This window comes from Bradyrhizobium sp. HKCCYLRH3061 (genome assembly GCF_051168015.1).
In the GTDB taxonomy this organism is placed as follows: Bacteria; Pseudomonadota; Alphaproteobacteria; order Rhizobiales; family Xanthobacteraceae; genus Bradyrhizobium.
The window spans coordinates 139,066-161,116 of the sequence record NZ_JBNPUE010000004.1 but is presented as its reverse complement, the minus strand read 5'-3'; the positions used below and the strand labels follow the sequence as shown (position 1 = coordinate 161,116).

At 67.1% G+C, this 22,051-nt stretch carries 17 protein-coding genes; 7 read left to right on the top strand and 10 right to left on the bottom strand.

Annotation, left to right across the window (positions count from 1 at the left end; all coding sequences use genetic code 11):
• Window positions 1-24 precede the first annotated feature (24 nt).
• Entirely contained in the window at window positions 25-1,971 is a 1,947-nt protein-coding gene (locus ACQR2C_RS10015; RefSeq protein WP_434881028.1) for a hypothetical protein, read from the top strand.
• A 187-nt stretch (window positions 1,972-2,158) separates the two neighbouring features.
• Here the strand turns inward: ACQR2C_RS10015 and ACQR2C_RS10010 are convergent, their stop codons facing one another.
• Window positions 2,159-2,380: a DUF3551 domain-containing protein gene (locus ACQR2C_RS10010; RefSeq protein WP_434881098.1), complete on the bottom strand. Its 222-nt coding sequence runs from the start codon at window positions 2,378-2,380 to the stop codon at window positions 2,159-2,161.
• A 4-nt stretch (window positions 2,381-2,384) separates the two neighbouring features.
• On the opposite strand from ACQR2C_RS10010, the gene ACQR2C_RS10005 reads away from it, so the two are divergent.
• On the top strand, window positions 2,385-2,600 hold the full coding sequence (locus ACQR2C_RS10005; RefSeq protein ID WP_434881105.1) for a hypothetical protein: 216 nt from the start codon (window positions 2,385-2,387) through the stop codon (window positions 2,598-2,600).
• A 12-nt stretch (window positions 2,601-2,612) separates the two neighbouring features.
• On the opposite strand, the gene ACQR2C_RS10000 is transcribed toward ACQR2C_RS10005, so the two are convergent.
• Both ACQR2C_RS10000 and ACQR2C_RS09995 read right to left on the bottom strand, forming a co-directional pair.
• A complete protein-coding gene (locus tag ACQR2C_RS10000) occupies window positions 2,613-3,221 on the bottom strand; it encodes a DUF2147 domain-containing protein (RefSeq protein WP_315804353.1) in 609 nt (202 codons plus the stop codon).
• Window positions 3,222-3,392: 171 nt separating this feature from the next.
• Window positions 3,393-4,421: an NAD(P)/FAD-dependent oxidoreductase gene (locus ACQR2C_RS09995; RefSeq protein WP_315804328.1), complete on the bottom strand. Its 1,029-nt coding sequence runs from the start codon at window positions 4,419-4,421 to the stop codon at window positions 3,393-3,395.
• A 172-nt stretch (window positions 4,422-4,593) separates the two neighbouring features.
• On the opposite strand from ACQR2C_RS09995, the gene ACQR2C_RS09990 reads away from it, so the two are divergent.
• Complete coding sequence (locus ACQR2C_RS09990) at window positions 4,594-5,058, top strand: acyl-CoA thioesterase (protein WP_316239270.1); 465 nt, start codon at window positions 4,594-4,596, stop codon at window positions 5,056-5,058.
• Between the two features lie 50 nt (window positions 5,059-5,108).
• On the opposite strand, the gene ACQR2C_RS09985 is transcribed toward ACQR2C_RS09990, so the two are convergent.
• Window positions 5,109-5,429 (bottom strand): 2Fe-2S iron-sulfur cluster-binding protein, encoded by a 321-nt coding sequence (locus tag ACQR2C_RS09985; RefSeq protein ID WP_315707114.1) that lies wholly within the window; start codon window positions 5,427-5,429, stop codon window positions 5,109-5,111.
• An 83-nt stretch (window positions 5,430-5,512) separates the two neighbouring features.
• Entirely contained in the window at window positions 5,513-5,857 is a 345-nt protein-coding gene (locus tag ACQR2C_RS09980; RefSeq protein ID WP_434881027.1) for an Hpt domain-containing protein, read from the bottom strand.
• A gap of 415 nt (window positions 5,858-6,272) precedes the next feature.
• On the opposite strand from ACQR2C_RS09980, the gene ACQR2C_RS09975 reads away from it, so the two are divergent.
• Window positions 6,273-11,885, top strand: a complete 5,613-nt coding sequence (locus ACQR2C_RS09975; protein ID WP_434881026.1) for a methyl-accepting chemotaxis protein — start codon at window positions 6,273-6,275, stop codon at window positions 11,883-11,885.
• A gap of 309 nt (window positions 11,886-12,194) precedes the next feature.
• On the opposite strand, the gene ACQR2C_RS09970 is transcribed toward ACQR2C_RS09975, so the two are convergent.
• The 3 genes from ACQR2C_RS09970 to ACQR2C_RS09960 form a co-directional block, all read right to left on the bottom strand.
• Entirely contained in the window at window positions 12,195-13,067 is an 873-nt protein-coding gene (locus ACQR2C_RS09970; protein WP_315804332.1) for an MlaD family protein, read from the bottom strand.
• Window positions 13,068-13,218: 151 nt separating this feature from the next.
• Window positions 13,219-13,989, bottom strand: a complete 771-nt coding sequence (locus ACQR2C_RS09965; protein WP_315804333.1) for an ABC transporter ATP-binding protein — start codon at window positions 13,987-13,989, stop codon at window positions 13,219-13,221.
• 6 nt (window positions 13,990-13,995) lie between these two features.
• On the bottom strand, window positions 13,996-15,129 hold the full coding sequence (locus ACQR2C_RS09960) for an ABC transporter permease (RefSeq protein ID WP_315804354.1): 1,134 nt from the start codon (window positions 15,127-15,129) through the stop codon (window positions 13,996-13,998).
• A 158-nt stretch (window positions 15,130-15,287) separates the two neighbouring features.
• On the opposite strand from ACQR2C_RS09960, the gene dgcA reads away from it, so the two are divergent.
• Window positions 15,288-16,283 carry an N-acetyl-D-Glu racemase DgcA gene (gene dgcA / locus ACQR2C_RS09955; RefSeq protein WP_316239272.1) on the top strand — a complete coding sequence of 332 codons (996 nt, stop codon included), beginning with the start codon at window positions 15,288-15,290 and terminating at the stop codon, window positions 16,281-16,283.
• Here dgcA and ACQR2C_RS09950 read toward each other — a convergent pair.
• The gene (locus ACQR2C_RS09950) at window positions 16,265-17,452 is read right to left on the bottom strand and encodes an MFS transporter (RefSeq protein WP_434881025.1); all 1,188 of its coding nucleotides are present in this window, start codon (window positions 17,450-17,452) and stop codon (window positions 16,265-16,267) included. The two genes, dgcA and ACQR2C_RS09950, sit on opposite strands and share 19 nt — an antisense overlap.
• 75 nt (window positions 17,453-17,527) lie before the next feature.
• Between ACQR2C_RS09950 and ACQR2C_RS09945 the strand changes: the two genes are divergently transcribed.
• Window positions 17,528-19,147, top strand: coding sequence for a hypothetical protein (locus tag ACQR2C_RS09945; protein WP_316182976.1), 1,620 nt, complete (start codon window positions 17,528-17,530; stop codon window positions 19,145-19,147).
• A gap of 204 nt (window positions 19,148-19,351) precedes the next feature.
• A complete protein-coding gene (locus ACQR2C_RS09940) occupies window positions 19,352-21,019 on the top strand; it encodes a caspase family protein (RefSeq protein ID WP_434881024.1) in 1,668 nt (555 codons plus the stop codon).
• A 10-nt stretch (window positions 21,020-21,029) separates the two neighbouring features.
• Here the strand turns inward: ACQR2C_RS09940 and ACQR2C_RS09935 are convergent, their stop codons facing one another.
• Window positions 21,030-22,019 (bottom strand): threonine ammonia-lyase, encoded by a 990-nt coding sequence (locus ACQR2C_RS09935; RefSeq protein ID WP_434881023.1) that lies wholly within the window; start codon window positions 22,017-22,019, stop codon window positions 21,030-21,032.
• Window positions 22,020-22,051: the final 32 nt, after the last annotated feature.

Below are 22,051 nucleotides of genomic sequence, written 5' to 3'. Positions count from 1 at the left end.
CATCGCTGACGTGAATCCTTGCGCATGACCCGAATGCCCCATCGTCCGTTGCTCGCCGCCTGCGTCCTGGCCGGCCTGCTTGCCCCTCTCGCCGCCACCGAGGCCGCCGCGCAGTTCGGCACGGCGCCGCTGCAGGTCAGCTGGGAGGTGCGCAACCGCTTCCGTCTCTTCCGGGAGGAGCGCGACTTCCTGCTGCATACCGAGAGCACGCGCGACCGCTCAATCCTCGCCGCCGAGCAGGCGTTGGCGGTGCAGAGCGACGGCCGCGGCTGGGCCCGCAACGTCGTCAACCGGCTCTGCATCGACCTCGCCGGTCGCATCAACGAGCCATGCACGCGCGACAACGTCAAGGAAAGCTATCTCACGCCGATCGACCACCCGGTCACCGTGCGCCTGACCGGCCCGGTTCCGGTCGGCGCCACCTGCGCGTGGTCGTTCGACGACGGCGACGGGCCGCAGACCTCGACATTCGACTGCGCCGAGCCGGTCAACCTGCGCGTCCGCTACGGCCGGCAGACCGTGGCATCCGTCGATGTCGCCAGCCCGGATGGGACGCTGCAGGTCTCGACCGGAATCCAGGTCCGCGACGTCCTGATCGCCGGCCTCGGCGACAGCATCGCCTCCGGCGAGGGCAATCCGGACCGCCCGATCGCGCTCGCCGACGAAGGCTTCTGCTTCCGCTCCTATCTCGGCGGTCCGACCGCGCAATATTATCGGCCGAGCCGCGCCGGCTTCAAAGGCGGCCGCGCCTGCGAGGCGCCGGACACGCTGCAGAACTGGCAGAAGCACAGCGCGGTCTGGCTCAACGCCGCCTGCCACCGCTCGCTCTACAGCTACCAGACACGGACGGCGCTGGCGCTCGCCGTGCGCTATCCGCATGTCGCGGTCACCTACCTGCCGCTTGCCTGCACCGGCGCTACCATCGCCGACGGCCTGTTCGGCAGTCAGCGCGCGCGCGAATGCACGCCGGGCCGCTCTGCGGCCACCTGCGCCGGCGGCGTCAACGGCCAGCTCGGCGAGCTGCGCGAGGCGCTGACCGCGGCCAAGCGCCGCCAGCCGGACCGCAAGCTCGATCTGATTCTGCTGTCGATCGGCGCCAACGACATCAACTTCTCCGGCCTCGTCGCCGACGTCATCGTCGATACGCCCACCGAGCGCACGCTGTTCAAGCGCTCCGGCGTGATCGGCTCGGTCGAGGAATCGCGCAGCGAGCTGGCGCGCGACCTGCCGCAGGGTTTTGCCAAGCTGCGCGAGGCGCTGAAGCCGCTGGTCGGCGACCTCTCGCACGTCATCTACACATCCTACGGCAACCCGGCGCTGAGCGGCCCGGGCACGCCCTGCCCGGGTGGTCCGGCCGGCTTCGAGGTCCACCCGTCGTTCAATGCCAATCCACAGCGGCTTGCCAAGGTCGCGGGCTTCGTCGAGAACGAGTTCCTGCCGTCACTGCGCGGGCTGGCGCAATGCACCGCGGGAGTCCTGTGCCGCGACCCGCAGGCCGACCGCATGACCTTCGTCGATGCGCATCAGGCCGCGTTTGCCGATCACGGCTTCTGCGCCCGCTCGCCGCAGGATCCGCCGTTCGACCGCGAATGCTTTTCGGCCGACGGCGCCAGCTTCGATCCGAACATCGTCAGCGCCGCCAACGAGCCGCTGCTGTGCGGCCGCGGCGCCAGCGAGTATCGCCCCTATCTGCCGCGCGCGCGCTGGATCCGCGACGCCAACGACAGCTACTTCTCGGCGATGACCTATCCGCAAGGGCTGCCGGCGGCGATGCAGCCCTCCGACATCCACGATGCGAGCTGGGGCGTGCTGTCCGCGGTCTATGGCGGCGCCGTGCATCCGACGGCGGAGGGCCATGCCGCGATGGCCGACGCCGCCTTTCCGGCTGCGGCGCAAGTGCTCAACCTCGATGCGGCCGAGCCCAACGTCACCAGCCAGCCGCTGCCGCCCGCGGGCGTGGTGAGGCAGTAGTCGGCCATTCGGGCAGAGATCGCAGAGGAAGAACGGCCTGCAGCGCTCCGCTCCGCACAGCGTCTTTCGGGAGGCCCTCCGTGAGCGGGCGCTCAGGGACAATGGCCGTGTGGCAGCGAGATCTCTGAGCCTCATGGTGAGTTGGGAGCGGACGGAGAGCTGGGCCGCCCCCTCGACGTCCCAACGCTCAGCGCGCAAGTCGGCGGCGACCACCGCCAAGCGATCCTGATTGTCGTTGTGCCCAATATGGGTTGTTCACGCACATGGCCGCGAGACCCCAACCTGCCCTTCGACACTGATCCCAGGATGTATAGGTGCATTCGAAAGAGGTGCTACCACCCCATTCCCACTTTTGTAGGCAGACAGGATAATTGGAATCATGGGTTTGAGCAGCGGCGATCGGGATCATGGAGATGGCCGCGCTCCCCGCGATTATCCAACGCAGCATCAGCATCGCTCCCTCGTCGAATTCCGACCGCTGCGGCCAATGGCCCGCACAACCACCGGCAAGCAACGCTCGGATGATCATGGAGACCTTGTCCTCGACCACGCGTTTGACCTGGATCAAGTTCTTCGCCGACGCGGTGTCCGAGATCGCGTCCCTTGTCGGCCAGGAGCGACGGTCGTAGTTCGGAAGCCGTCTACTTGATCGCAGCCGGCTTCTTCATCATCGGCGGCGCCTGCTTGGTAGCGGGGCCTGTTGCCGTCGTCGCCTGCGAGGGCAGATATTTGGCGAGGATCGCCGGATCGATCTGCGCCATGTTGCTGTCCGGCAGGCGGGTCCAGGTCTCGTCCTTGCCGAACAGCGAGATGCCGAGATAGCCGTGCAGGATCAGCGACTGCCCATCCGGAGTGACCCGCATGTTGGCCTTCCAGATGTTGCCGTCGCGCGGGTTGAGCACGTTGCCGCCTTCGTATTTCAGCCCCTCGCGCTTCATGTCACGCACGAAGGAGATGCCGAGCACCGGCGCATTCTTGCGGTCATCGCTGCACTTCGAACAGACCTCGTTCGGATTGTCGCCGGGACGCGGAAACGTCTTGGCGATCACGCCCTCGAACACGCCGTCGTGGTCGATGAAGAGAAACCAGCCGACGGGCCTGCCATCCTCCACCTTCTGCCACAGACCGGCCGCGGTCGGCTCAGCCGCGAGCGCAGGCCGCGTCAGCAGAGCACCGGCAACAACGAGCGCGCCGATCGCGAGCTTCGTCACACCAGGCACCAGCCGAAGTCGGGGAAACGCATTGCGCATCATCATCTCACCTTGACCAAGTCACAAAATGAATGGCCGCACAGTACGGCCGTTTCGTGCATCGTTCCAGCCCATAACAGGTCTGGCGCGCCGGTGAAACCGGCACGCGCAGGAAACATTTCTTCACATTTGAGTTGGTCCGGCGGTGCCGGGTTCCACTGTGCGAACGAATTAGTTGACGCCGAGCTTCTTCTGCAGGCTCGACGACGACGTCGTGTACTGGAACACCAGCCGCTTCTCCGGATACACGTAGCGGTGCGCCTTCTGCGCCATCAGCGCGCCCTCGTGGAAGCCGCACAGGATCAGCTTGATCTTGCCGGGATAGGTATTGATGTCGCCGATCGCGAAGATGCCGGGCACCGAGGTCTCGAACGCCGACGTCTCGACCGGAATGAGATTGTGCTCGAGCGCGAGGCCCCACTCGGCGACCGGGCCGAGCTTCATCGTCAGGCCGAAGAACGGCAGCATCATCTCGCACGGCACGGTCTCGACCGCATTGTCGTTGCCCTTGATGGTGGCCGCGGAAAGCTGACCGTTCGCACCTTCGAGCGCGGTCACCTGACCGATGCGCAGATCCATCTTGCCGCTCGCGACCAGCGCGCGCATCTGCTCGACGCTGTGCGGCGCGGCACGGAAGTCGTCGCGGCGATGGACGAGCGTGATGCGCTTGGCAAGGGGATGCAGATTGAGCGTCCAGTCGAGCGCGGAATCGCCGCCGCCGACGATGACGACATGCTTGTCGCGGAACTGCTCCATCTTGCGCACGGCATAAAATACCGAGGTGCCTTCGTAGGCCTCGATGCCCGGCACCGGCGGACGCTTGGGCTGGAACGAGCCGCCGCCGGCGGCGATCACCACGACCTTGCACTCGAACACCTTGCCGGCATCGGTGGTGACGCGAAAACCGGGATCGCCGATCTTCTCGACCTTCTCGACCATCTCGCCGAGATGGAAGGTCGGACTGAACGGCTTGATCTGCTCCATCAATTGATCGGTGAGGCCCTGCCCCGTCACCATCGGCACGCCGGGAATGTCGTAGATCGGCTTCTCCGGATACAGCTCGGCGCATTGGCCGCCGACCTTATCGAGGATGTCGATCAGATGCGCCTTGATGTCGAGCAGCCCCAGTTCAAAAACGGCAAACAGTCCGCAAGGGCCCGCGCCAATGATCAGCACATCGGTCTTGATCGCTTCGCTCATGTCGCTCTTCTCGTTGGAGGCGCCGCTCGACGGAGGGCGGCAGATGGCGGTTCCGAATTTGTAGCCAACGGGCTGGTCGCAGGGAAGGCACAAAAGCCGCCCTCCGCTCGCGCGGCTTGCAGCGGCGGGCTTAGCCGGGTTTGAAGGGGACATGAATGATGGAGATCAATCAGTGACAGAGACGGCCCGTCGCGACCACGCGCCACGCCTGGAGGACTTTCCCTACCGCCTCACGGACAATGTCCGCTTCGGCGACCTCGACCCCAACCAGCACGTCAACAACGCAGTCTACGCGACCTATTTCGAGACCGGCCGGGTGACCCTGATGAAGGACCCGCGGCACGGCCTCGGCCAAGAGGGGCTGGCCTGGATCATGGTGCGGCTCGACATGCATTTCCGGGCCGAGCTGCGCTGGCCGGGCACAATCGAGCTGGGACTGGGGGTCGTGAGGCTGGGGCGCACGTCGGTGACCTGCGAGCAGGTCGTATTCTCGGACGGGCGCTGCGTGGCGTCGGCCACCGCGGTCATGGTCCTGATCGACGAAGTGACGCGCAAGCCGGCGCCGCTGACGCCGAATCTCATTGCTGCGCTACAACCCTGGGTCCGCCGCGGCGTGACGATCGCGCCGCCGGCATAGGCCTGGCGGCGATCATCGGAGGCGCGGCGACGAGGGCGCGAGGCGAACGGTCAGGCCTGACGCTCGGGGGTGGAGACGACGAGGCCGTCGAGCTCGTCGGAGACCTTGATCTGGCAGGAAAGACGGGAATTCGGCCGGACATCGTAGCCGAAATCGAGCATGTCCTCTTCCATCGGGGTCGGCGGGCCGACCTTCTCGCGCCAGGCTTCGTCGACATAGACATGGCAGGTCGCGCAGGCGCAGGCGCCGCCGCATTCAGCCTCGATGCCGGGAATGGCATTGCGGATCGCCGCTTCCATCACGGTCGCGCCGTTCTCGATCTCAACGGTTCGGGATTCGCCGGTATGGTCGACAAAGGTGATCTTGGCCATGTGTGCTCGTGCTGCGCAGGAAATGAGGTCGGGCTGTCCTATAACGGACCGCTCCGCTCCGCGCTAGTGCTGCCGCCGGCCGCTCAGGCCGCGCCGAGCATCTCCGAAATCGCCGCGCGGGCCTGCGCGATCGCCGTGCCGAGCCAGGCCAGCGCATCGGCCGGATCGCCCGCCCGCAGCGCCGCTTCGAGCCCTTCCGCCGCGTCGGCGACGTCGAGCGCGCCGACGGCGCGGGCCGAGCCCTTCAGCGTGTGGGCGATGGTGGCGGCATCCTCGGGCATCACCTGCAACCGCTCCAGCAGGCGGACGGCCTGGCTGGAGAACATGGCGAGCACCTCGCGCTCGAGCGCGCTGTCGCCGAGCGTCATCCGGCGCAGCAGGTCCAGGCTGATCGGCCCGTCGTCGGGAACCAGCGGGGGCGAGGGCATCCATTCGATCCGTGAAAGGTCGGGAATCATGGCGGCAATCCGGGTCCGGCGGGCGCGCCGCGCGCGCCTGTGGTAAGCCAAGCACGACAATGGTTAATGCATTGTTACCGGCCCAATTGCCGCGGGTTTGCCGCGATTTGGGCCCGGCTCTGCCCCAATCGCGGCAGAAACGGGAATTCGCAGAACTTCTAAAGTGTTAACGGCGGCTGCTGTTAACGATGATTAAGAATCTCTTAACCACGGCCATTTCTTTCAACAGGCACAGCCAATAGGATGATGCCCGGATGGACTGGGTCACCTGGCGGAATTTGCCACCCCTGGTGCCTGCGAGGGATGACGTCCGGTTCGAGCGTTGCGAGAGGGCACTCGTACGCGGCTCGCCGGATCGAAATTAAGACGAGGGCTCGGACTCAACATGGCGAACACTCCGAAAAAGGTCAAAGACCCGACTGAAGTTGCGCTGTCCGCCATTCAGGAGGCTTTGAACATCAGCGATTCGTCCGCGCCCACGGACTCGCAGAGCTCGGTCCACGCTGACGGAGCCCCGCCGGTCATGCCGAACGGCGTGTCGAGCCTGGATTCGTTCGACTCCCGTCCGGGCATCGATCGCAGCAGCCTTGACGAGATTGAGCCGCCGCCGCTCGCCGCGCGCCGTCCGGCCAATGACGACCGCGAAACCATCGGCCAGTTGCTGCAGGCGATCCAGAAGGGCCGCCCGTCGCGCGGCGTCTACACGCTGGCAACCGCCTTTGCAGGCATCTGGATCGTCGGCTGCGTGCTGCTGACCATCGGCTTCCTGCCCGCCTTGCAGGCCTTGATCGGCCAGAGCGGCGGCGTGCTGGTGCTCGCCGGCCTCGCCGCGGTGTTCTTCGCACCCGTTCTGCTGTTCTATTTCCTCGCGAGCCTCGCCTGGCGCGGCCAGGAGCTGCGCATGATCGCGCAGTCGATGGCGCAGGTGGCGATCCGCTTCTCCGAGCCGGAGGGCGCCGTCAGCGATTCGATCGTGACCGTCGGCCAGGCCATCCGCCGCGAGGTCGCGGCGATGGGCGACGGCGTCGAGCGCGCGATCGCGCGCGCGGGCGAGCTCGAGATGCTGGTCGCCAACGAGGTCGCGGCCCTCGAGCGCGCCTACAGCGACAACGAGGTCCGCATCCGCGCCCTGCTGCAGGACATCGCCCACCAGCGCGACAACCTCGTCGGCCAGGCCGAGCAGGTCCGCAGCGCCATCTCGGGCGTCCAGATCGACCTTCGCCACGACATCGCGCTGATCTCGGACGCCATCGCGTCGCGGGTCGACGAGGTCGCCAAGAGCATCACCGGCGCGCTGGAAGAGCGCGGCGCCCACATCACGGCCGCGCTCGGCAACGCCGGCGACAACATGATCCTCGCGCTCGGCGAGCGCGGTGGCGATCTGCTCGACCGGCTCGAAGAGGCCAGCGCCGAGACCACCCGCGCCGTGCTCGACGCCTCGGAGCGGCTCACCACCAGCCTCAATTTCAAGACCGGCCACGTCCACGACGAGTTCGCCGACCTGTCGGACCGAGTCCACGAGATGCTCAACGAGCGCATCGACCGCATCACCGGCGAGTTCGAGCAGCGCACGGCGGCCATCGTCGACGGCATCTCGGTGCGCACCGAGCAGCTCCACGACCAGCTCAAGGCCTCCGGCGAGTCCCTCCTGCTGGAGCTCGAGCTGCGCAGCGGCGATCTCGTCACCAAGATCGACGAGGCGAGCCAGCGCATGTCCGGCCACATCGTCACGTCAGGCGAGAAGGCGAGCGAGTCGCTCGATGCGACCGTCAATTCGCTGGTCGCCAAGGTCGTCAGCCAGACCGAGAGCACCCACGACACGCTGTCGATCCAGATCAGTGCCTTCGACGAGCTGGTGAAGAACCAGGGCACCGAGCTCGCCGAGCGCTTCGCACGCGACAGCTCGACCTTGGGCGCGCTGATCACCCGGCACATCACAGAGTTCGACCGCACGGTGAAGACCTATGGCGGCGAGATCGTCGAGCGCATGGGCCAGCGGACCCAGGAAATCTCCGACAATCTCAAGTCCTATGTCGATACGTTCGATACGCGGCTGTCGTCCAACAGCGGTGAGATCACGGCGACGCTGGATCAGCGGCTGAACCAGTTCGAGACCAATCTGCAGGCCCGCATCACCACCCTCGACACCTCGCTCGATGCGAAGATCAAGACCTTCGACGACAGCGTCGAGGGCCGCCTCAAGTCGCTCGAGGAGAACTTCGACACCCGCGCGACCTCGGTCACCTCGACGATCGAGGGCCGCCTCGGTACTCTGTCCAATTCGCTGACCGACGGCGCGGCGCAGGTTCTACACGCGATCGACTCGCGGCTGACCGTTCTGACCACCTCGCTGACCGACGGCTCGGCACAGGCGATCCAGTCGATCGATTCCCGCCTCAACATTCTGACCTCCTCACTGACCGACGGCACCGACAAGGCGCTCGAAGCGATCGATCAGCGCATCCATAGCCTGTCGAACATCATCGATGGCCGCAGCTACGAGCTGACCGAGGCGGTCACCGCGCGCTTCCAGGACATCCATCAGGGCATCGAGACCCGCGTCGGCTCGATCGCCAAGGACATCGACCAGCGCGTCTCGCAGTTCGAAGACCTGCTCGGCTCGCGCGTCGAGGCCGTGGCCGGCCGCATCGAGAGCAGCGGCCGCCAGGCCAGCGACGAACTGATGACCCGCGCCGAGCTGCTGTCCGCCAGCATCAAGTCGCATGTGGAAGATGCGGAGCGGGCGCTCACAAACCTCGTGGTCAACACCAGCGAGACGATCCAGACCGGTGCCCGCTCGGCACAGCAGTCGCTGCTCAACGTCTCGACTGACGTCGGCTCGCAGCTGAAGAACACGTCCGCCGAGGTCGAGCGTGCCCTGTCGAACGCAGGCAGCGGCGCGGCCGAGGCCGTCCTGACCAGTGCGCGCGAGGCCCAGGCCGCGCTGGTCGCGGCCTCCGGCGAGACCGCCGACCAGATCAAGTCGCTGTCGGCCGACGTCGAGCGTACGCTCACGGCGGCAGGGTCGACCACCGCAGCCTCGATCCTCGCCGGTGCGCGCGAGGCCCAGAACACGCTGGTGTCCGCCTCCTCCGACGCCGCCACCCACGTCAAGTCGCTCGCCGTCGACGTCGAGCAGGCGCTGACGGCCGCCGGCTCAGCCACGGCAGCCTCGATCCTCGCCGGTGCGCGCGAGGTCCAGAACACGCTGGTGTCCGCCTCCTCCAACGCAGCCGACCACGTGAAGTCGCTCGCAGCCGACGTGCAGCGCTCGCTGACCAGTGCCGGGACGGAAACCGCCGAAGCCATCACGGCGGGCGCTCGCGATGCCCAGCATGCCCTGCTCGCGGCATCGAGCGAAGCGGCCGAACAGGTCAAGGCGCTGACCGTCGACGTCCAGCGCTCGCTGTCGATCGCGGGGACGACCACCGCGGAAACGATCACCGGCGGCGCCCGGGAAGCGCAGAACACGCTGATCAGCGCTTCGTCCGAAGCGGCCAATCACGTCAAGTCGCTGGCGGCCGACGTCGAGCGCACGCTCGCGGCGGTCGGGACCAGCACGGCCGCGGCAATCGTCGACAGCGCCCGCGACGTCCAGTCGAAGCTCGTCACCGCCTCGACGGAAGCAACCGAGCACGTCAAGTCGCTGGCCGTCGACGTCGAGCGGACGCTGTCGTCCGTCGGCGCCGATACCGCGACCTCGATCCTCAACAGCGCGCGCCAGGCGCAGATGTCGCTGACCGCCACGTCGGCCGACACCGCAGCCACCCTGGTCGGCAGCGCACGCGAAGCCCAGGCGGTGCTGACGACGACCACGACCGAGACGGTCGCGGTGATCGTCGGCGGCGCGCGCGAGGCGCAGAACCTGCTGACGGCCACCTCCACCGACACCGCGGGCCAGCTCAAGGCGATGTCGTCGGAGATCGAGCGCGTCATCAATTCCGTCGCGGCGAACACCACCGACGCGATCCAGAGCAGCGCGCTCAACGCGCAGAGCGCGCTCGTCGCCGCCTCCAACGAGGTCTCCACGCGGGTCAAGTCGACCTCGACCGAGATCGAGCGCTCGGTGCTCGCCGCCGGCAACTCGTTCGGCTCGGCCATGACCGGCAAGACCGACGAGATCGTCACCTATGTGCAGCAGCAGAGCGAGCGGCTGTCGCAGATGCTCGACGGCAAGCGCGGCACCCTGGTCGAGGCGCTCAACTCCAAGACCAACCAACTCACGATCGAGATCGATCGCGTCACCACCGACGCGCTGAAGGCGATCGAGGTGCGCGGCCAGAACTTCGCCCAGAGCGTCAATGGCAACGGCTCCGAGGTCGCCCGCACCATCACCTCGGCGGGCGAGCTTGCGACCACCGCGATCACCAAGTCGCTCAAGGAGCTGGAGCAGGCCTCGCGCGCGGCGATCGAGCAGTCGCGCCAGGTCTCGGTGGCCGCGGTCACCGAGATGCAGGAGACGAGCAAGATCCTGCGCACCGACACGGTCGCCCTGTTCGAGCGTCTGCGCGAGGGCAACATCCTGCTGCAGGAGGTCCTGACCGGAGCCCACGACAACCTCAACTCGCTGGAGCGGGCGCTGGTCACCCGGGTGGCCGACTTCGTCACCGCGATGAACGACGTCACCGCGCGCAACGGCACCGCGACGCAGACGCTCGAGGACCAGCTCAACGTGTTCAACTCCAAGACGTCGCGGGCGCTGGAGGATCTCAACTCGCTGTCCAGCCAGTTCGACGCGCATGGCAAGGCGCTGATCGAGGCGGCGGCGATCGTCGAGCAGAGCAACCGCGATGCGACCGTCTCGATCTCGGATCGCAAGACGACGCTGGAATCGCTGGTCACCACCATCGATCTGCGCACGGCCGATCTCGACCAGCGTCTGACCCGCTTCACCACCCTGCTCGACGAGTCCTTGGCGGCCGCCGAGGAGCGCGCCCGCGACATCGCCCGCGTCGTGGCGGAAACGGCGGGTGCCGGCTCCACCGCGCTCAGCCGCCAGTTCGAAGCCATCCGCACCAACGCCGAGGAGGAGCGCCGCCTCACCACGTCGCAGATGCAGGAGATCTACCAGCAGAGCACGCAGGAAGCCGATGCGATGTTCAAGCAGTCGGCCGAGAAGTTCGCCACGCTGGTGTCGAGCATGAAGCAGATGACCGCCGAGATGCATCGCGAGCTCGAGGCGACGCGCAACGAGCTGCGCCGCGGCGTGCTGGAGATGCCGCAGGAGGCCGCCGAGAGCACGGCGCAGATGCGCAAGGTCATCGTCGACCAGATCGAGGCGCTGGCCGAGCTCAACCGGATCGTCGCCCATCATGGCCGCGGCCTCGACGTGGTCAGCGCGTCGCGCCCCGCCGCGGTCGCCGCGCCCGCCGCCGTGATCCGTCAGGAAGAGCCGATCGTCGCCGCAGCCGTCGGCGGCCGGCCCGACATGCGCCTGCGCGAGCCGGCTGCGACCAGCGTCGCCAACCTGCCGCCGCCGGATCTCGGCATGCAGCCGCCGGCCCCGCCGCCGCAGCCACGCCGGGTCGAAGCGCCGCCGATGGGTCCGGTCGCCGATCAGCGCAGCGACAACTGGCTGTCCGACCTGCTCAACCGGGCCGACAACAGCACCGCCGGCCAGCCGCAGCCTCCGCGTGGCCGCGGTCCGGCGCAGCAGTCGGGCAATCCACTGGAGTCGCTGTCGCTCGACATCGCCCGGCTGATGGACCGCAATCTCGCGGCAGAGATGTGGGACCGCTACCAGCGCGGCGAGACCAAGGCGTTCTCCAAGCGTCTCTACACCCCGGCCGGCCAGAAGGCGTTCGACGAGGTCGCCCGCAAGTACCGCGCCGACCGCACCTTCAAGCAGACGGTGGACCGCTACATCACCGAGTTCGAGCGACTGCTCGACGAGGTCGCCCGCGACGACCGCAATCCGCAGGCGCTGCGTGCCCAGCTCACCTCGGAGACCGGGCTGGTCTACACCCTGCTCGCCCACGCCGCCGGAAGGCTGGCGTGACGAAGGGGGCGAATGGCGAGTAGCCGACCAACGATCGAAAAACAAACGGAGGCCGCGAGGCCTCCGTTTTGCTTTTGCAGGTCCAGCAACGCTTTTTCCGGCTTCGCTCGTTCCCGCCCCGCTTCCGCTCAACCGGACAGGAAGGCCTGGCGCTGGATGGCGCATCCTGCAGTCGAGGTCGCCCAGGACTCGGACGTCACGGTCCGTCAGACGAGACGACGACGCACCGACCAAGGAGCCACCAGCGGCGCGCGGCAGGAGAGCTCACGCACCCTATTCGCTATTCCCCGTTCGCTATTCGCCAAGGCCTCACCGCCGTCCGCTGGCGGAGGGCGCGGGCGCCGGCTGCGAGGCCTGGGCGTTGCTCGGGCTGGAGTTGCTGGCCCCGAACAGGACCCGGGTCGGATTGCGGTCGAAATTGTTCACGGCGCGGCTGATGTCGGACAGCGTGCGCCGTCCATCGGCCATCAGCGCGCCGGAGCGCTTGTCCAGATCCTCGGCGAGCTCGCGGATCGACTTCACCGTCAGGAACAGCTCGCCGCCATCCTTGCCGCCGGCCAGCGTGTTGAGACCGAGCATCAGGGTATCGGCCTTGCCCATGATGCCGTCGACCCGGCTCATGACGCCATCGATGCGCTCGGAATTACGGGCCAGCGACTGGGTGAACACCTCGAGATTCTTGATTGAGTTCTTTACGGCGTCCTGGTTGTCGGCGACGACCTTGTTGATGTTCTGCAAGGTGGCGCGGATCGCTTCGGTCACGTCCTGCAGCCGGGTCGGATCGGCACGCAGCACCGGCACGCCATCCTCGTCGAGCGGCGGCGGCGGCGCAGCCTCCTCGCCGCCCTTCAGCGAGATCGCGGCGACGCCGGTCAGGCCCTGGAACTCGAGCCCGACCAGGGTGTCCTTGCGGATCGGCGCGTTGTTCTCGACCATCGCCAGCGCCACGACGCGGCGCGGATTGTCGAGCTTGACCGAAATGACCTCGCCGACCCGGATACCATTGAAGTTGACGCTGCCGCCGTTGCGCAGACCCGCGGCCGGCCCCTCGAACACGACCCGCAGCGGGCTGCGCTGCTTGGTCGTGTGCAGGCTCTGAAACCAGAGGACAAACCCGATCGCCGCGGCAATCACTGCCAGCGTGAACGACCCGATCAGGACGTAATTCGCCCGCGTTTCCATTACCAACTCCGGTACCGGCACGTCACGGCGGTCATCCAGCCCCCGCTTCCGCGCACTGTCGGTTGGCGCCGGACAGCGGCACCCACCCCATCAACTTTGTCGCGGCAGTCCCCACTCCCGCTCACAAAAATCGTCCCTGGGGCGCGTCGCGCTACCCCATCACGGCTCGGGCACGCTTGCCGTGGAAATACTGTCGGAGCCACGGATGTTCCGAGGCCTGCATGTCGGCCATCGATCCCGCGGCGATAATCTTGCCGTCGCCAAGCACGGCGATGCGGTCGCACGCCGTATACAGGCTGTCGAGATCATGGGTTACCATGAAAACCGTCAGTCCCAAAGTGCGCTGCAGGGTCCGGACGAGCTCGTCGAAATCGCCGGCGCCGATCGGGTCGAGTCCCGAGGTCGGCTCATCGAGGAACACCAGTTCCGGATCGAGCGCGAGCGCGCGTGCCAGCGCGACCCGCTTGATCATGCCCCCCGACAGCTCGCTCGGGAAACGATCAGCAACATCGGGCCGCAATCCGACCATCACGAGCTTTGCGATCATGATCTCGTCGAGCAGACGCTGCGAGACCTTGAGATACTCCCGGACCGGGAACTGGATGTTCTGCCGCACCGTGAGCGAGGAGAACAACGCGCCCTGTTGGAACAGCACGCCCCAGCGCCGCTCGACGGCGCGGCGGCCGGCACGATCGGCGGCGTCGAGATCGACGCCGAACACCTCGATGTTGCCCGACAGCTTCGGCACCAGACCGATGATGGTGCGCGTCAGCACCGACTTGCCCGCGCCGGAGGGACCGACGAAGCCCAGGATCTCGCCGCGCTTGACGTCGAGGTCGAGCCCGTCGAGCACGCGCGTCTTGCCGAACTGCACGGTGACGTCACGCACGCGGATGATGGGATCGGAGACCTGCTGCACCATCTCAGCTCACATCCCGACCGCGGCAAAGAAGATCGCGAACACGCCGTCCATCACGATGACGAAAAAGATGCCCTTCACCACCGACGAAGTGGTGTGGCGCCCCAGCGACTCGGCGCTGCCCTGCACGGCCAGTCCTTCGACGCAGGCGACGATCCCGATCACGGCAGCCATCACCGGCGCCTTGAGCAGGCCGACCTTGAAATGATCGATCGAGATCGCATCGCGCAGGCGCAGCAGGAAGGCCTCGGGATCGACGCCGCCATAAAACCAGGCCACCAGCCCGCCGCCATAGAGCGCGGCGATGTCGCCGAGGAAGGCCAGGATCGGCAGCGCGATCACCAGCGCCAGCATGCGCGGCAGGATCAGGACCTCGATCGGATCGAAGCCCATGGTGCGCAGCGCGTCGATTTCCTCGCGCATCTTCATCGAGCCGAGCTCGGCCGTGTAGGCGCTGCCCGACCGGCCGGCGATCATGATCGCCACAAGCAGCACGCCGATCTCGCGCAGCACCAGCACGCCTAGCATGTCGACGACGAAGATGTCCGCGCCGAACCTTCGGAAATGGAAGATGCCCTGCTGAGCGATGATGCAGCCGATCAGGAAGGTGATCAGCACGATGATCGGCACCGCGCGCCAGCACACCTGCTCGAGATGATGAATGGTCGAGGTCAGTCGGAAGCTGCGGGGATGAATGAGGACCCGGCCGCTAGCGACGATCACGGCGCCGAGCATGTCGATGAGTGCGGCGACCGTGCCGAAGATGCCGGCGACACTGAGGCCGATCTGGCCGAGCATGCCGGTGATGGTCACCATCGTCGCGTCGCCATTGGGCGCGGTGCTGACGCGGCGAACCTCGTCGACCAGGCTGGCGTAGTTCGCAGAGAGCCCATCGATCCGGACCTCGACGGTTCCGGTCGTGAAGCTGCGGCGCAGCCGCTCGATCAGCCAGGCGCCGAACGTGTCGAGCTTGGACACCTGGGAGACGTCGATGGAGACATCGATCTTCTTGCCGGCGAGCTTTTCGGCATCGGCGACGAGCCGTTCGAGCGACGGCGCAAAGGGCGCAGTCCAGGCGCCGGTCGCGCGCAGCGACAGCGCATTGCCATCGCCACTGCGCTGCAGATCAGGGCCGCCCTTCACGACGGCCATCCTCGGAGCCTTGGACGTCCGCTCCTTGACGAGAAAAATCCCACCGCGTCGCTACCACCTTGCCGGAGACCACTATCAACAGCCATAGTCGGTCACATCGCGCAAGTCCCAAGCGCCTCATTCCGGTTCACAAAGCGCCAGACTTTCAAATGACTTCCAACGGTTTTCCAATACTGGACGCCCGGATCGGCCACTGGCCGATCGCCGGCAGCTTCACGATCAGCCGCGGCGTCAAGACCGAAGCCGTGACAGTGATCGCGGAGCTGCGACACGGGACGATGGTTGGCCACGGCGAATGCGTGCCCTATCCGCGTTATGGCGAAACGCCCGATGCGGCGCTGAGCGCCCTGCTCGCGATGCGCGATGCGATCGCCTCTGGTCTCGACCGCAACGCCCTGCAGACGGCGATGCCGCCGGGCGCGGCGCGCAATGCCCTCGATTGCGCGCTGCTCGACCTCGAAGCCAAACGAAACGGCCGGCGCATCTGGGACCTGCTCGGACGCCGCGCACCGGCGCCGTGCGTCACGGCCTACACGATTTCGCTCGGGACCCCCGATGTGATGGCCAAAGCTGCGGCCAAGGCCGCGCACCGCCCGCTGCTCAAGATCAAGCTCGGCGGCGACGGCGATCCGGCGCGGATTGCAGCCGTGCGAGCCGCGGCGCCGCAGTCACAACTGATCGTCGACGCCAACGAGGCCTGGACCGAGGCCGTCCTGGAATCCAATCTCGCAGCCTGCGCCGCTGCCGGCGTCACGCTGGTCGAGCAGCCGCTGCCCGCAGGCAACGACGAAGCGCTCGGAAGGATCGCGCGCCCGCTCGCCGTCTGCGCCGACGAGAGCGTGCACGACCGCAGCTCGCTGGACGCGCTGCGTGGGCGCTACGACGCCGTCAACATCAAGCTCGATAAGACCGGAGGACTCACCGAGGCGCTTGCCATGGCCGATGCCGCGCGCGCGCTCGGCTTCGACATCATGGTCGGCTGCATGGTGGCGACGTCGCTGTCGATGGCGCCGGCCATGCTGCTGACGCCGTTCGCCCGTTTCGTCGATCTGGACGGACCGCTGCTGCTCGCCGAGGATTGCGAGCACGGCCTGCACTACGAGGACAGCCTGGTCTATCCGCCCGATCAGGCGTTGTGGGGCTGAAGCGAGACGCCGCGGCGCGCGAGCCACATCAGCGCGCCGCCCGCTCCGGCCATCGCAGCCATCACGTAGTAGACGCCGGGGCCATAGGCCGCATAGACCGGCCCCGAGAGGGCCGACGCCGCCGAGCCGACCACGCCGCTGGCGGCGGCATAATAGCCCTGCCCGCGCGCGGTCAGATGCGCCGGCACCTGGCGCACCAGCAGCCCCATGGTTCCGACCAGCGTCAGCCCGAAAGTGAAGCCATGGCTGATCTGGACCGCCGCGAGCCCCGCCGCATGCGGCTCCTGCGCCGTGAGGCTCCAGCGCAGCACGGCCGCCATCGCACCGATCATGACCAGGCTGGCGGGCGCCAGCGTGAACCGTGGCGACAGGGCGAACACGACGATCTCGGCGAGCACGCCCATGGTCCAGAGCCAAGCGATGGTCAGCCCGCTGAAGCCCTGCGCCTTCCACTCGATGGCGGAGAACGTGTAGTAGGCCGCATGGCTGGCCTGAATCAGCGCCGAAGCTGCGATGATGCAGAGGAAGCTCGGATTGCCCAGCAGACTGCGGCCGTCCCGGGACGGGCCGGCGCCTTGCGGCAAGGGCGGCAGCGCCTGCAGCAGCAGGCTGCTTGCCGCACCGCACAGCGCAACCGAGACGATGATCCAGATCAGCTCGGACGACGGCGCGAGATCGGCCAGCCCGCCGCACAGCAGCGTTCCAGCGATGAAGGCCGCCGATCCCCACAGCCGCAGGCGACCGTAGTTCAGGCCATAGCTCATCACGCCACGAAGCGCATAGGCGTCCGTCAGCGGGACAACGGGTGTCCATAGGCAGCAGGTCGCCACGTAGACCAGGAATACCAGCCAGGGTTCGCGCTGGAAGGCAAGAACCGCAAAGCCCGATGCCGTTGCGAAGGTGGCCAGCCCCATCGCGGTGCGCAGGGCCTGCCGGCGCTCGGCGACCGCAGTGATCAGCGGCAGGACGGTGAAGCGGGTTACGGCGGGAACCGCAATGATGACGCCAATCCATGCGGCATCCAGCCCGATCGCCCGTAGCCATACGGGAAAGAACGGCAGATGCGTGCCCGACAGCATGAACACCGCGCCATAGAACAGCCCCAACCTGTCCGCGAATCGGCGCGACAATACCGGCGATGTGGTGGAGATTTGTCGGGACAGTGGCATCAATTCAATTGCGATTCGATCAATATCATGGTGATCGTTATGCCAACGCGCAGCAATGTGCGCGATAGGTTTGCCATGGTCGATGAAGTCTTCGCCCTCTCGCCGATATCCGCCCGTGCGGCTCAGCCGAACGAGGCCGATTACGAGGCGATCCGCGACGCCTTCATGGAGACGTCCCGAGGCCGCTGGTTCCTCGGTGAATATGCCAAGCGCAACCGCAATGCTGACACCAGCATGGTGCTCGACGCCGTCGCCCGCATCGAGCACGCTCTTGCCTCGCAGCGTCAGCAGCAGCAGGAATTCGAGCAGGCGGACAGCAAGGCGCTGCCCGAAGCGCTCGCCGCGATCCGCGCCACGGTCGAAGACGCCGCGTTGGCCGCCGCATCTGCGGTCGACCGCATGGCCCTCGAGCAGAACCTGGCGCCGGTGCGCAAGGGCATCCGAATCATCAAGGAGATTTCCTGGCGCTGGCGCGAGATCGGCGCCGATTCCCGGATCTGTGACCTGATCGATTCGCAGGTGACATCGATCGAGGCCGCCTGCGATCAGCTTGCGAGCGCCGACCCCAAGGTCGCGCTGCTTGCGGCGTTCGAGATCATCAAGACGCGGCTGAAGGAGCTCGAGGCGGAGAAAGCGAGCGTTCCGCCTGCGGCCGACGAGATCAGTCCGGCGGCCGAGGCCGCCGCTTCGCCAGCGCCTGATGTCGCATCAAGTCCGTCCGCCGAGATGGTGGTCTCGGAGCCGGAGCCTGCACCGGAACAGAGCGAGGCGTCCCAGGCAGCGCTCGAGATCGCCATTCCGCTCGTTGCGGCGGTGGCCGCGATGGAAGTGGTTGAGACCTCCTCGGCTGATGACGCTGTGATCGTGGCGGCCGCAGCAGTCGACGCCAGGATCGTTGACGCCGAAACTGCGGCAGTGGTGCAGCCCCCGGAAGCTGCGACGGAGCCGTCGGTGGACGAAGCCCTGCTCGAGATCGAGCAGCACGCCGCGGCGGCCCTGGATGACGCCGCCGCCGCAGAAGCCGAAGACGAAGCTATTCTGGAATTGGTCGCGGCGGAGATGGGTGTCCTCGACCCGATCGACGACGAGGAGTTCAGCCGGGTCAGGACGCTCGGCTTCGACATTGAGGAGCCGACCTCGGTCGACGACGACATCGTCGCGAGCTTCAGCGAGACAGCGCCGTCGGAGCCGGATCTCGTGCTGACCACGGCAGAAGCCCCGGTTGCCACGGCGGCGCCGGCTCCGGCTGCGCCCACGATGCCTGCCCCGCCGGTGTCTGCCCCGCCGGTGTCTGCTCCGTCGATGTCTGCCCCTCCGATGCCGGCCCCGCCCACGGCGGCCCCGCGCATGGCATCGCCTCCAGTCCCGGCGCCAATCCCCAGCGCGCCCGTATCGCCACCGCTTCCGGAGGCGATCACCATCGAGACCCTGGCCGCCGTGGCGGCTGCGGTCGCAGCTCAATCTCCCGCAGCGGCCCCGCAGGCCGACGTTGCGCCGAGCCAGCAGGTCCGCCCGACCGCTGCCGCGGCTCACAGCACCAGCGCATCCGCGATGCCCAAGCCTGCCTACGAGCCGTCGCTGGGATCGACACTCCTGTCGAACGGCCTTCTGCAGCGGCCACAGGCGCCCGCCAATGACTCGCTGGCGCCGATCCGTCGCATGACCCAGCCTGAGAAGATCGCATTCTTCTCGTAGGCCGAGAGCATCTCGGCCACCTCCTGTTGAACCTCGATCACTGAGCACCAAGGGTGCCGCGTTGATGGGTGACGCGGATCACGTACGCCACTGCGTGATCTGCGTAGCCTGCTCCTCAAGCCATTCGCTTTGCGCATGCTTGAGGAGAACGCCGTGTCCGTTCCGAAATTTCGCGCTGTAACGTCCGCCTGGAAATCCCTGCTCATGTCCGCGCTGCTGGGCCTGATGGCCTGGGTCGGCCCGGGCTCGGCGTTCGCCGCCGGCAGTGAGCTCGACACCCTTCACGCGCCACCGCGCGCGCTGGCAGCTCCCTCACCGGCAAGGGAGAGCAACACGCCCGCCGCGATCCCTCAAGGAGCCGAGCCACGCGTCGCGCTCGTGATCGGCAATGCGAGCTATCAGAACGCGCCGCCGCTGGAGAACCCGGACAACGACGCCCATGCTGTTGCCAAGCTGTTGAACTCGGCCGGCTTCGAGGTGATCACGGCGACCGACCTGACGCAGAACGAGATGCTCAAGGTCGTGGAGGATTTTTCGAGCCGGGTGGCAGCACACGGCCCGAATACCGTGGCAATGGTCTACTACGCCGGCCACGGGGTTCAGCTCGCGGGCGAGAACTATCTGATCCCGATCGATGCCCGCATCTCGGCGCCCTCCGACCTGACGACGGGGACCATCCGGCTGGTGGATCTGATGGCGACGCTCGACGCCATCCCGAGCCGCATGCGGATCGTCGTACTGGACGCCTGCCGCAACAATCCATTCCCTGCCATCAACGATGCCGGACGCGGATTGGCCATCGTCGACGCGCCGAACGGCTCCATCCTCGGATACTCGACCTCGCCCGGCGCGGAGGCGCTCGACGGCCGCGGCGAGCACAGCCCTTATGCGCAGGCCTTCCTCAACCTCGCGCGACAGCCGAACCTGCCGATCGAGCAATTGTTCAAGCGCATCCGTCTGCAGGTCAACCAGACCACCGACGGCCGGCAGACGCCGTGGGAAAGCTCTTCGCTCACCGGCGATTTCACCTTCTTCGGGGATACGCTGGTCGCGGCCGCGCGCCCTGCCGAGAATGCGCCGGTGATCCAGATGGCGGCCGACCTGCCCAGCCGGTCCGTGCGGCAGGCCTATGACTACGTGCTGTCGGAGAACCGTCCGCAATATTATCGCGAGTTCATCGCGATGTATCCGCGCGATCCGCTCGCCGACCGCATCCGCGCCCTGCTCGCCGGCCTCGTGCAGGCCGCGGCGTGGCACGAGGCCGTACTGGCGAATTCGCCGGCCGCCTATCGGAGCTTCCGTGAATCCTATGCCGACAGTCCATATGCGCCGGTCGCGCTGCGGCTGCAGGGACAGCCGCGGCCCATCCCCGTGCTGCAACCGAGCCGCCTCATGATGCCACCGCAACTGGCGCCGATCGCGCGACCGTTCAATCCGGGCGCCCAGATCCCGCAGCCGAAGCTGCCGACCACCACCATGCCGCCGCGCGGGCCGCTGCCGCCCACGGTCGTCACGAAAGGCGATGCCGTCAACAACGCGATTCCCAAGAAGGTCGTCGATCCCGGGCCGATCTCTCAGACGAAATTGCGCGACAGGATCATGCCGCCGGCAAATCCGCCCGTGACTACGAAAATCCAGCGCGACCCACTGAAGCGCAGTCCTGGTCGGCCATTCGACACCCGCGAGGTCCGGCGTCCCTTCCCCGGCAATTCCGGACCGTTCAAGCCGAACATCAACGCGTCGCATCCGTCGATGGCGCGGGGTCAAGGCGGGATGCAGGGCGGCCTGACGCGGGGCGCGCCGCACATCGCGCAGTCCGGACTGCGGATGGGTGGTGGAGGATCGGCAAGAGGCGGCCTCGGCTTTCGCTGAGGCTTGATCGTCAGGCAATCAGCCGGGCGTAGAGCTCAGCGTCGACATTGCCGCCGGAGAGCACGATCACCACAGTCTTGCCCGCCGCGTCCAGCCGGCCGGCCAGCAATGCCGCGAGCCCGACCGACCCGCCGGGCTCGACCACGAGCTTCAGCTCCCGGAAGGCAAAGCCGACCGCCCGCCCCACCTCCTCATCCGAGGCCTCGACCGCAGCCGACAGAAGTTGGCTGTTGATCGCGAAGGTGATCTCGCCCGGAATCGCCGCCATCAGCGCGTCGCAGATGGTCCGGCCCTTTGCATCGTGGGCCTCGCGGTGACCGGCCCGCAGCGAGCGCGCATGGTCGTCGAAGCCGCTTGGCTCGGCAACGATCATCTGCGTCTGCGGATATCGCGCCTTCACCGCGGTCGAGACGCCGGCAAGCAGCCCGCCGCCGGAAGCAGGCACAATCACCAGATCCGGTGACAGGCCGAGCGCAGCAAGGTCGTCGGCGATCTCGCGGCCAACGGTGCCCTGCCCGGCGATGACGAAGGGATCGTCATAGGGCGGCACCACCGTCGAGCCGCGCTTTGCAGCGATGCCGCGCGCGATCGCTTCGCGGTCCTCGCGGTCGCGATCATAGAGCACGACGTCGGCACCGAACGCCTTGGTGCGCTCGCGCTTGGCCACCGGCGCATCCGAGGGCATCACGATCGTGGCGTCCATGCCCAGCAATGTGGCGGCATGGGCGACGCCCTGCGCATGATTGCCGGAGGAGAATGCGACGACGCCGTTGCCGCGCGCTGCTTGCGGGATCGACGCCAGCTTGTTGTAGGCGCCGCGGAACTTGAACGAGCCGGTCCGCTGCAGCACCTCCGGCTTCACGAAAACGTTCGCTTTGAAGCGCTCGCTGAGCACGGGAGCCGGCAGCAGCGTGGTCCGCACGGCCACGGGCGCGAGGACGCGTGCCGCCGCATCGATGTCGGCGGCGGTCACGGGCAGGATCGGGGAATGAGCTGTCATACCCCTATTTTACCGCGCCCGATTGCCGAGAG

Excerpts from the sequence above, each read along its gene's own strand:
- ACQR2C_RS10015 (WP_434881028.1), top strand. The coding sequence starts at position 25 with ATGACCCGAATGCCCCATCGTCCGTTGCTCGCCGCCTGCGTCCTGGCC.
- ACQR2C_RS10010 (WP_434881098.1), bottom strand. The coding sequence starts at position 2,380 with ATGATCCCGATCGCCGCTGCTCAAACCCATGATTCCAATTATCCTGTC.
- ACQR2C_RS10005 (WP_434881105.1), top strand. The coding sequence starts at position 2,385 with ATGGCCGCGCTCCCCGCGATTATCCAACGCAGCATCAGCATCGCTCCC.
- ACQR2C_RS10000 (WP_315804353.1), bottom strand. The coding sequence starts at position 3,221 with ATGCGCAATGCGTTTCCCCGACTTCGGCTGGTGCCTGGTGTGACGAAG.
- ACQR2C_RS09995 (WP_315804328.1), bottom strand. The coding sequence starts at position 4,421 with ATGAGCGAAGCGATCAAGACCGATGTGCTGATCATTGGCGCGGGCCCT.
- ACQR2C_RS09985 (WP_315707114.1), bottom strand. The coding sequence starts at position 5,429 with ATGGCCAAGATCACCTTTGTCGACCATACCGGCGAATCCCGAACCGTT.
- ACQR2C_RS09980 (WP_434881027.1), bottom strand. The coding sequence starts at position 5,857 with ATGCCCTCGCCCCCGCTGGTTCCCGACGACGGGCCGATCAGCCTGGAC.
- ACQR2C_RS09975 (WP_434881026.1), top strand. The coding sequence starts at position 6,273 with ATGGCGAACACTCCGAAAAAGGTCAAAGACCCGACTGAAGTTGCGCTG.
- ACQR2C_RS09970 (WP_315804332.1), bottom strand. The coding sequence starts at position 13,067 with ATGGAAACGCGGGCGAATTACGTCCTGATCGGGTCGTTCACGCTGGCA.
- ACQR2C_RS09965 (WP_315804333.1), bottom strand. The coding sequence starts at position 13,989 with ATGGTGCAGCAGGTCTCCGATCCCATCATCCGCGTGCGTGACGTCACC.
- dgcA (WP_316239272.1), top strand. The coding sequence starts at position 15,288 with ATGACTTCCAACGGTTTTCCAATACTGGACGCCCGGATCGGCCACTGG.
- ACQR2C_RS09950 (WP_434881025.1), bottom strand. The coding sequence starts at position 17,452 with ATGCCACTGTCCCGACAAATCTCCACCACATCGCCGGTATTGTCGCGC.
- ACQR2C_RS09945 (WP_316182976.1), top strand. The coding sequence starts at position 17,528 with ATGGTCGATGAAGTCTTCGCCCTCTCGCCGATATCCGCCCGTGCGGCT.
- ACQR2C_RS09940 (WP_434881024.1), top strand. The coding sequence starts at position 19,352 with ATGTCCGCGCTGCTGGGCCTGATGGCCTGGGTCGGCCCGGGCTCGGCG.
- ACQR2C_RS09935 (WP_434881023.1), bottom strand. The coding sequence starts at position 22,019 with ATGACAGCTCATTCCCCGATCCTGCCCGTGACCGCCGCCGACATCGAT.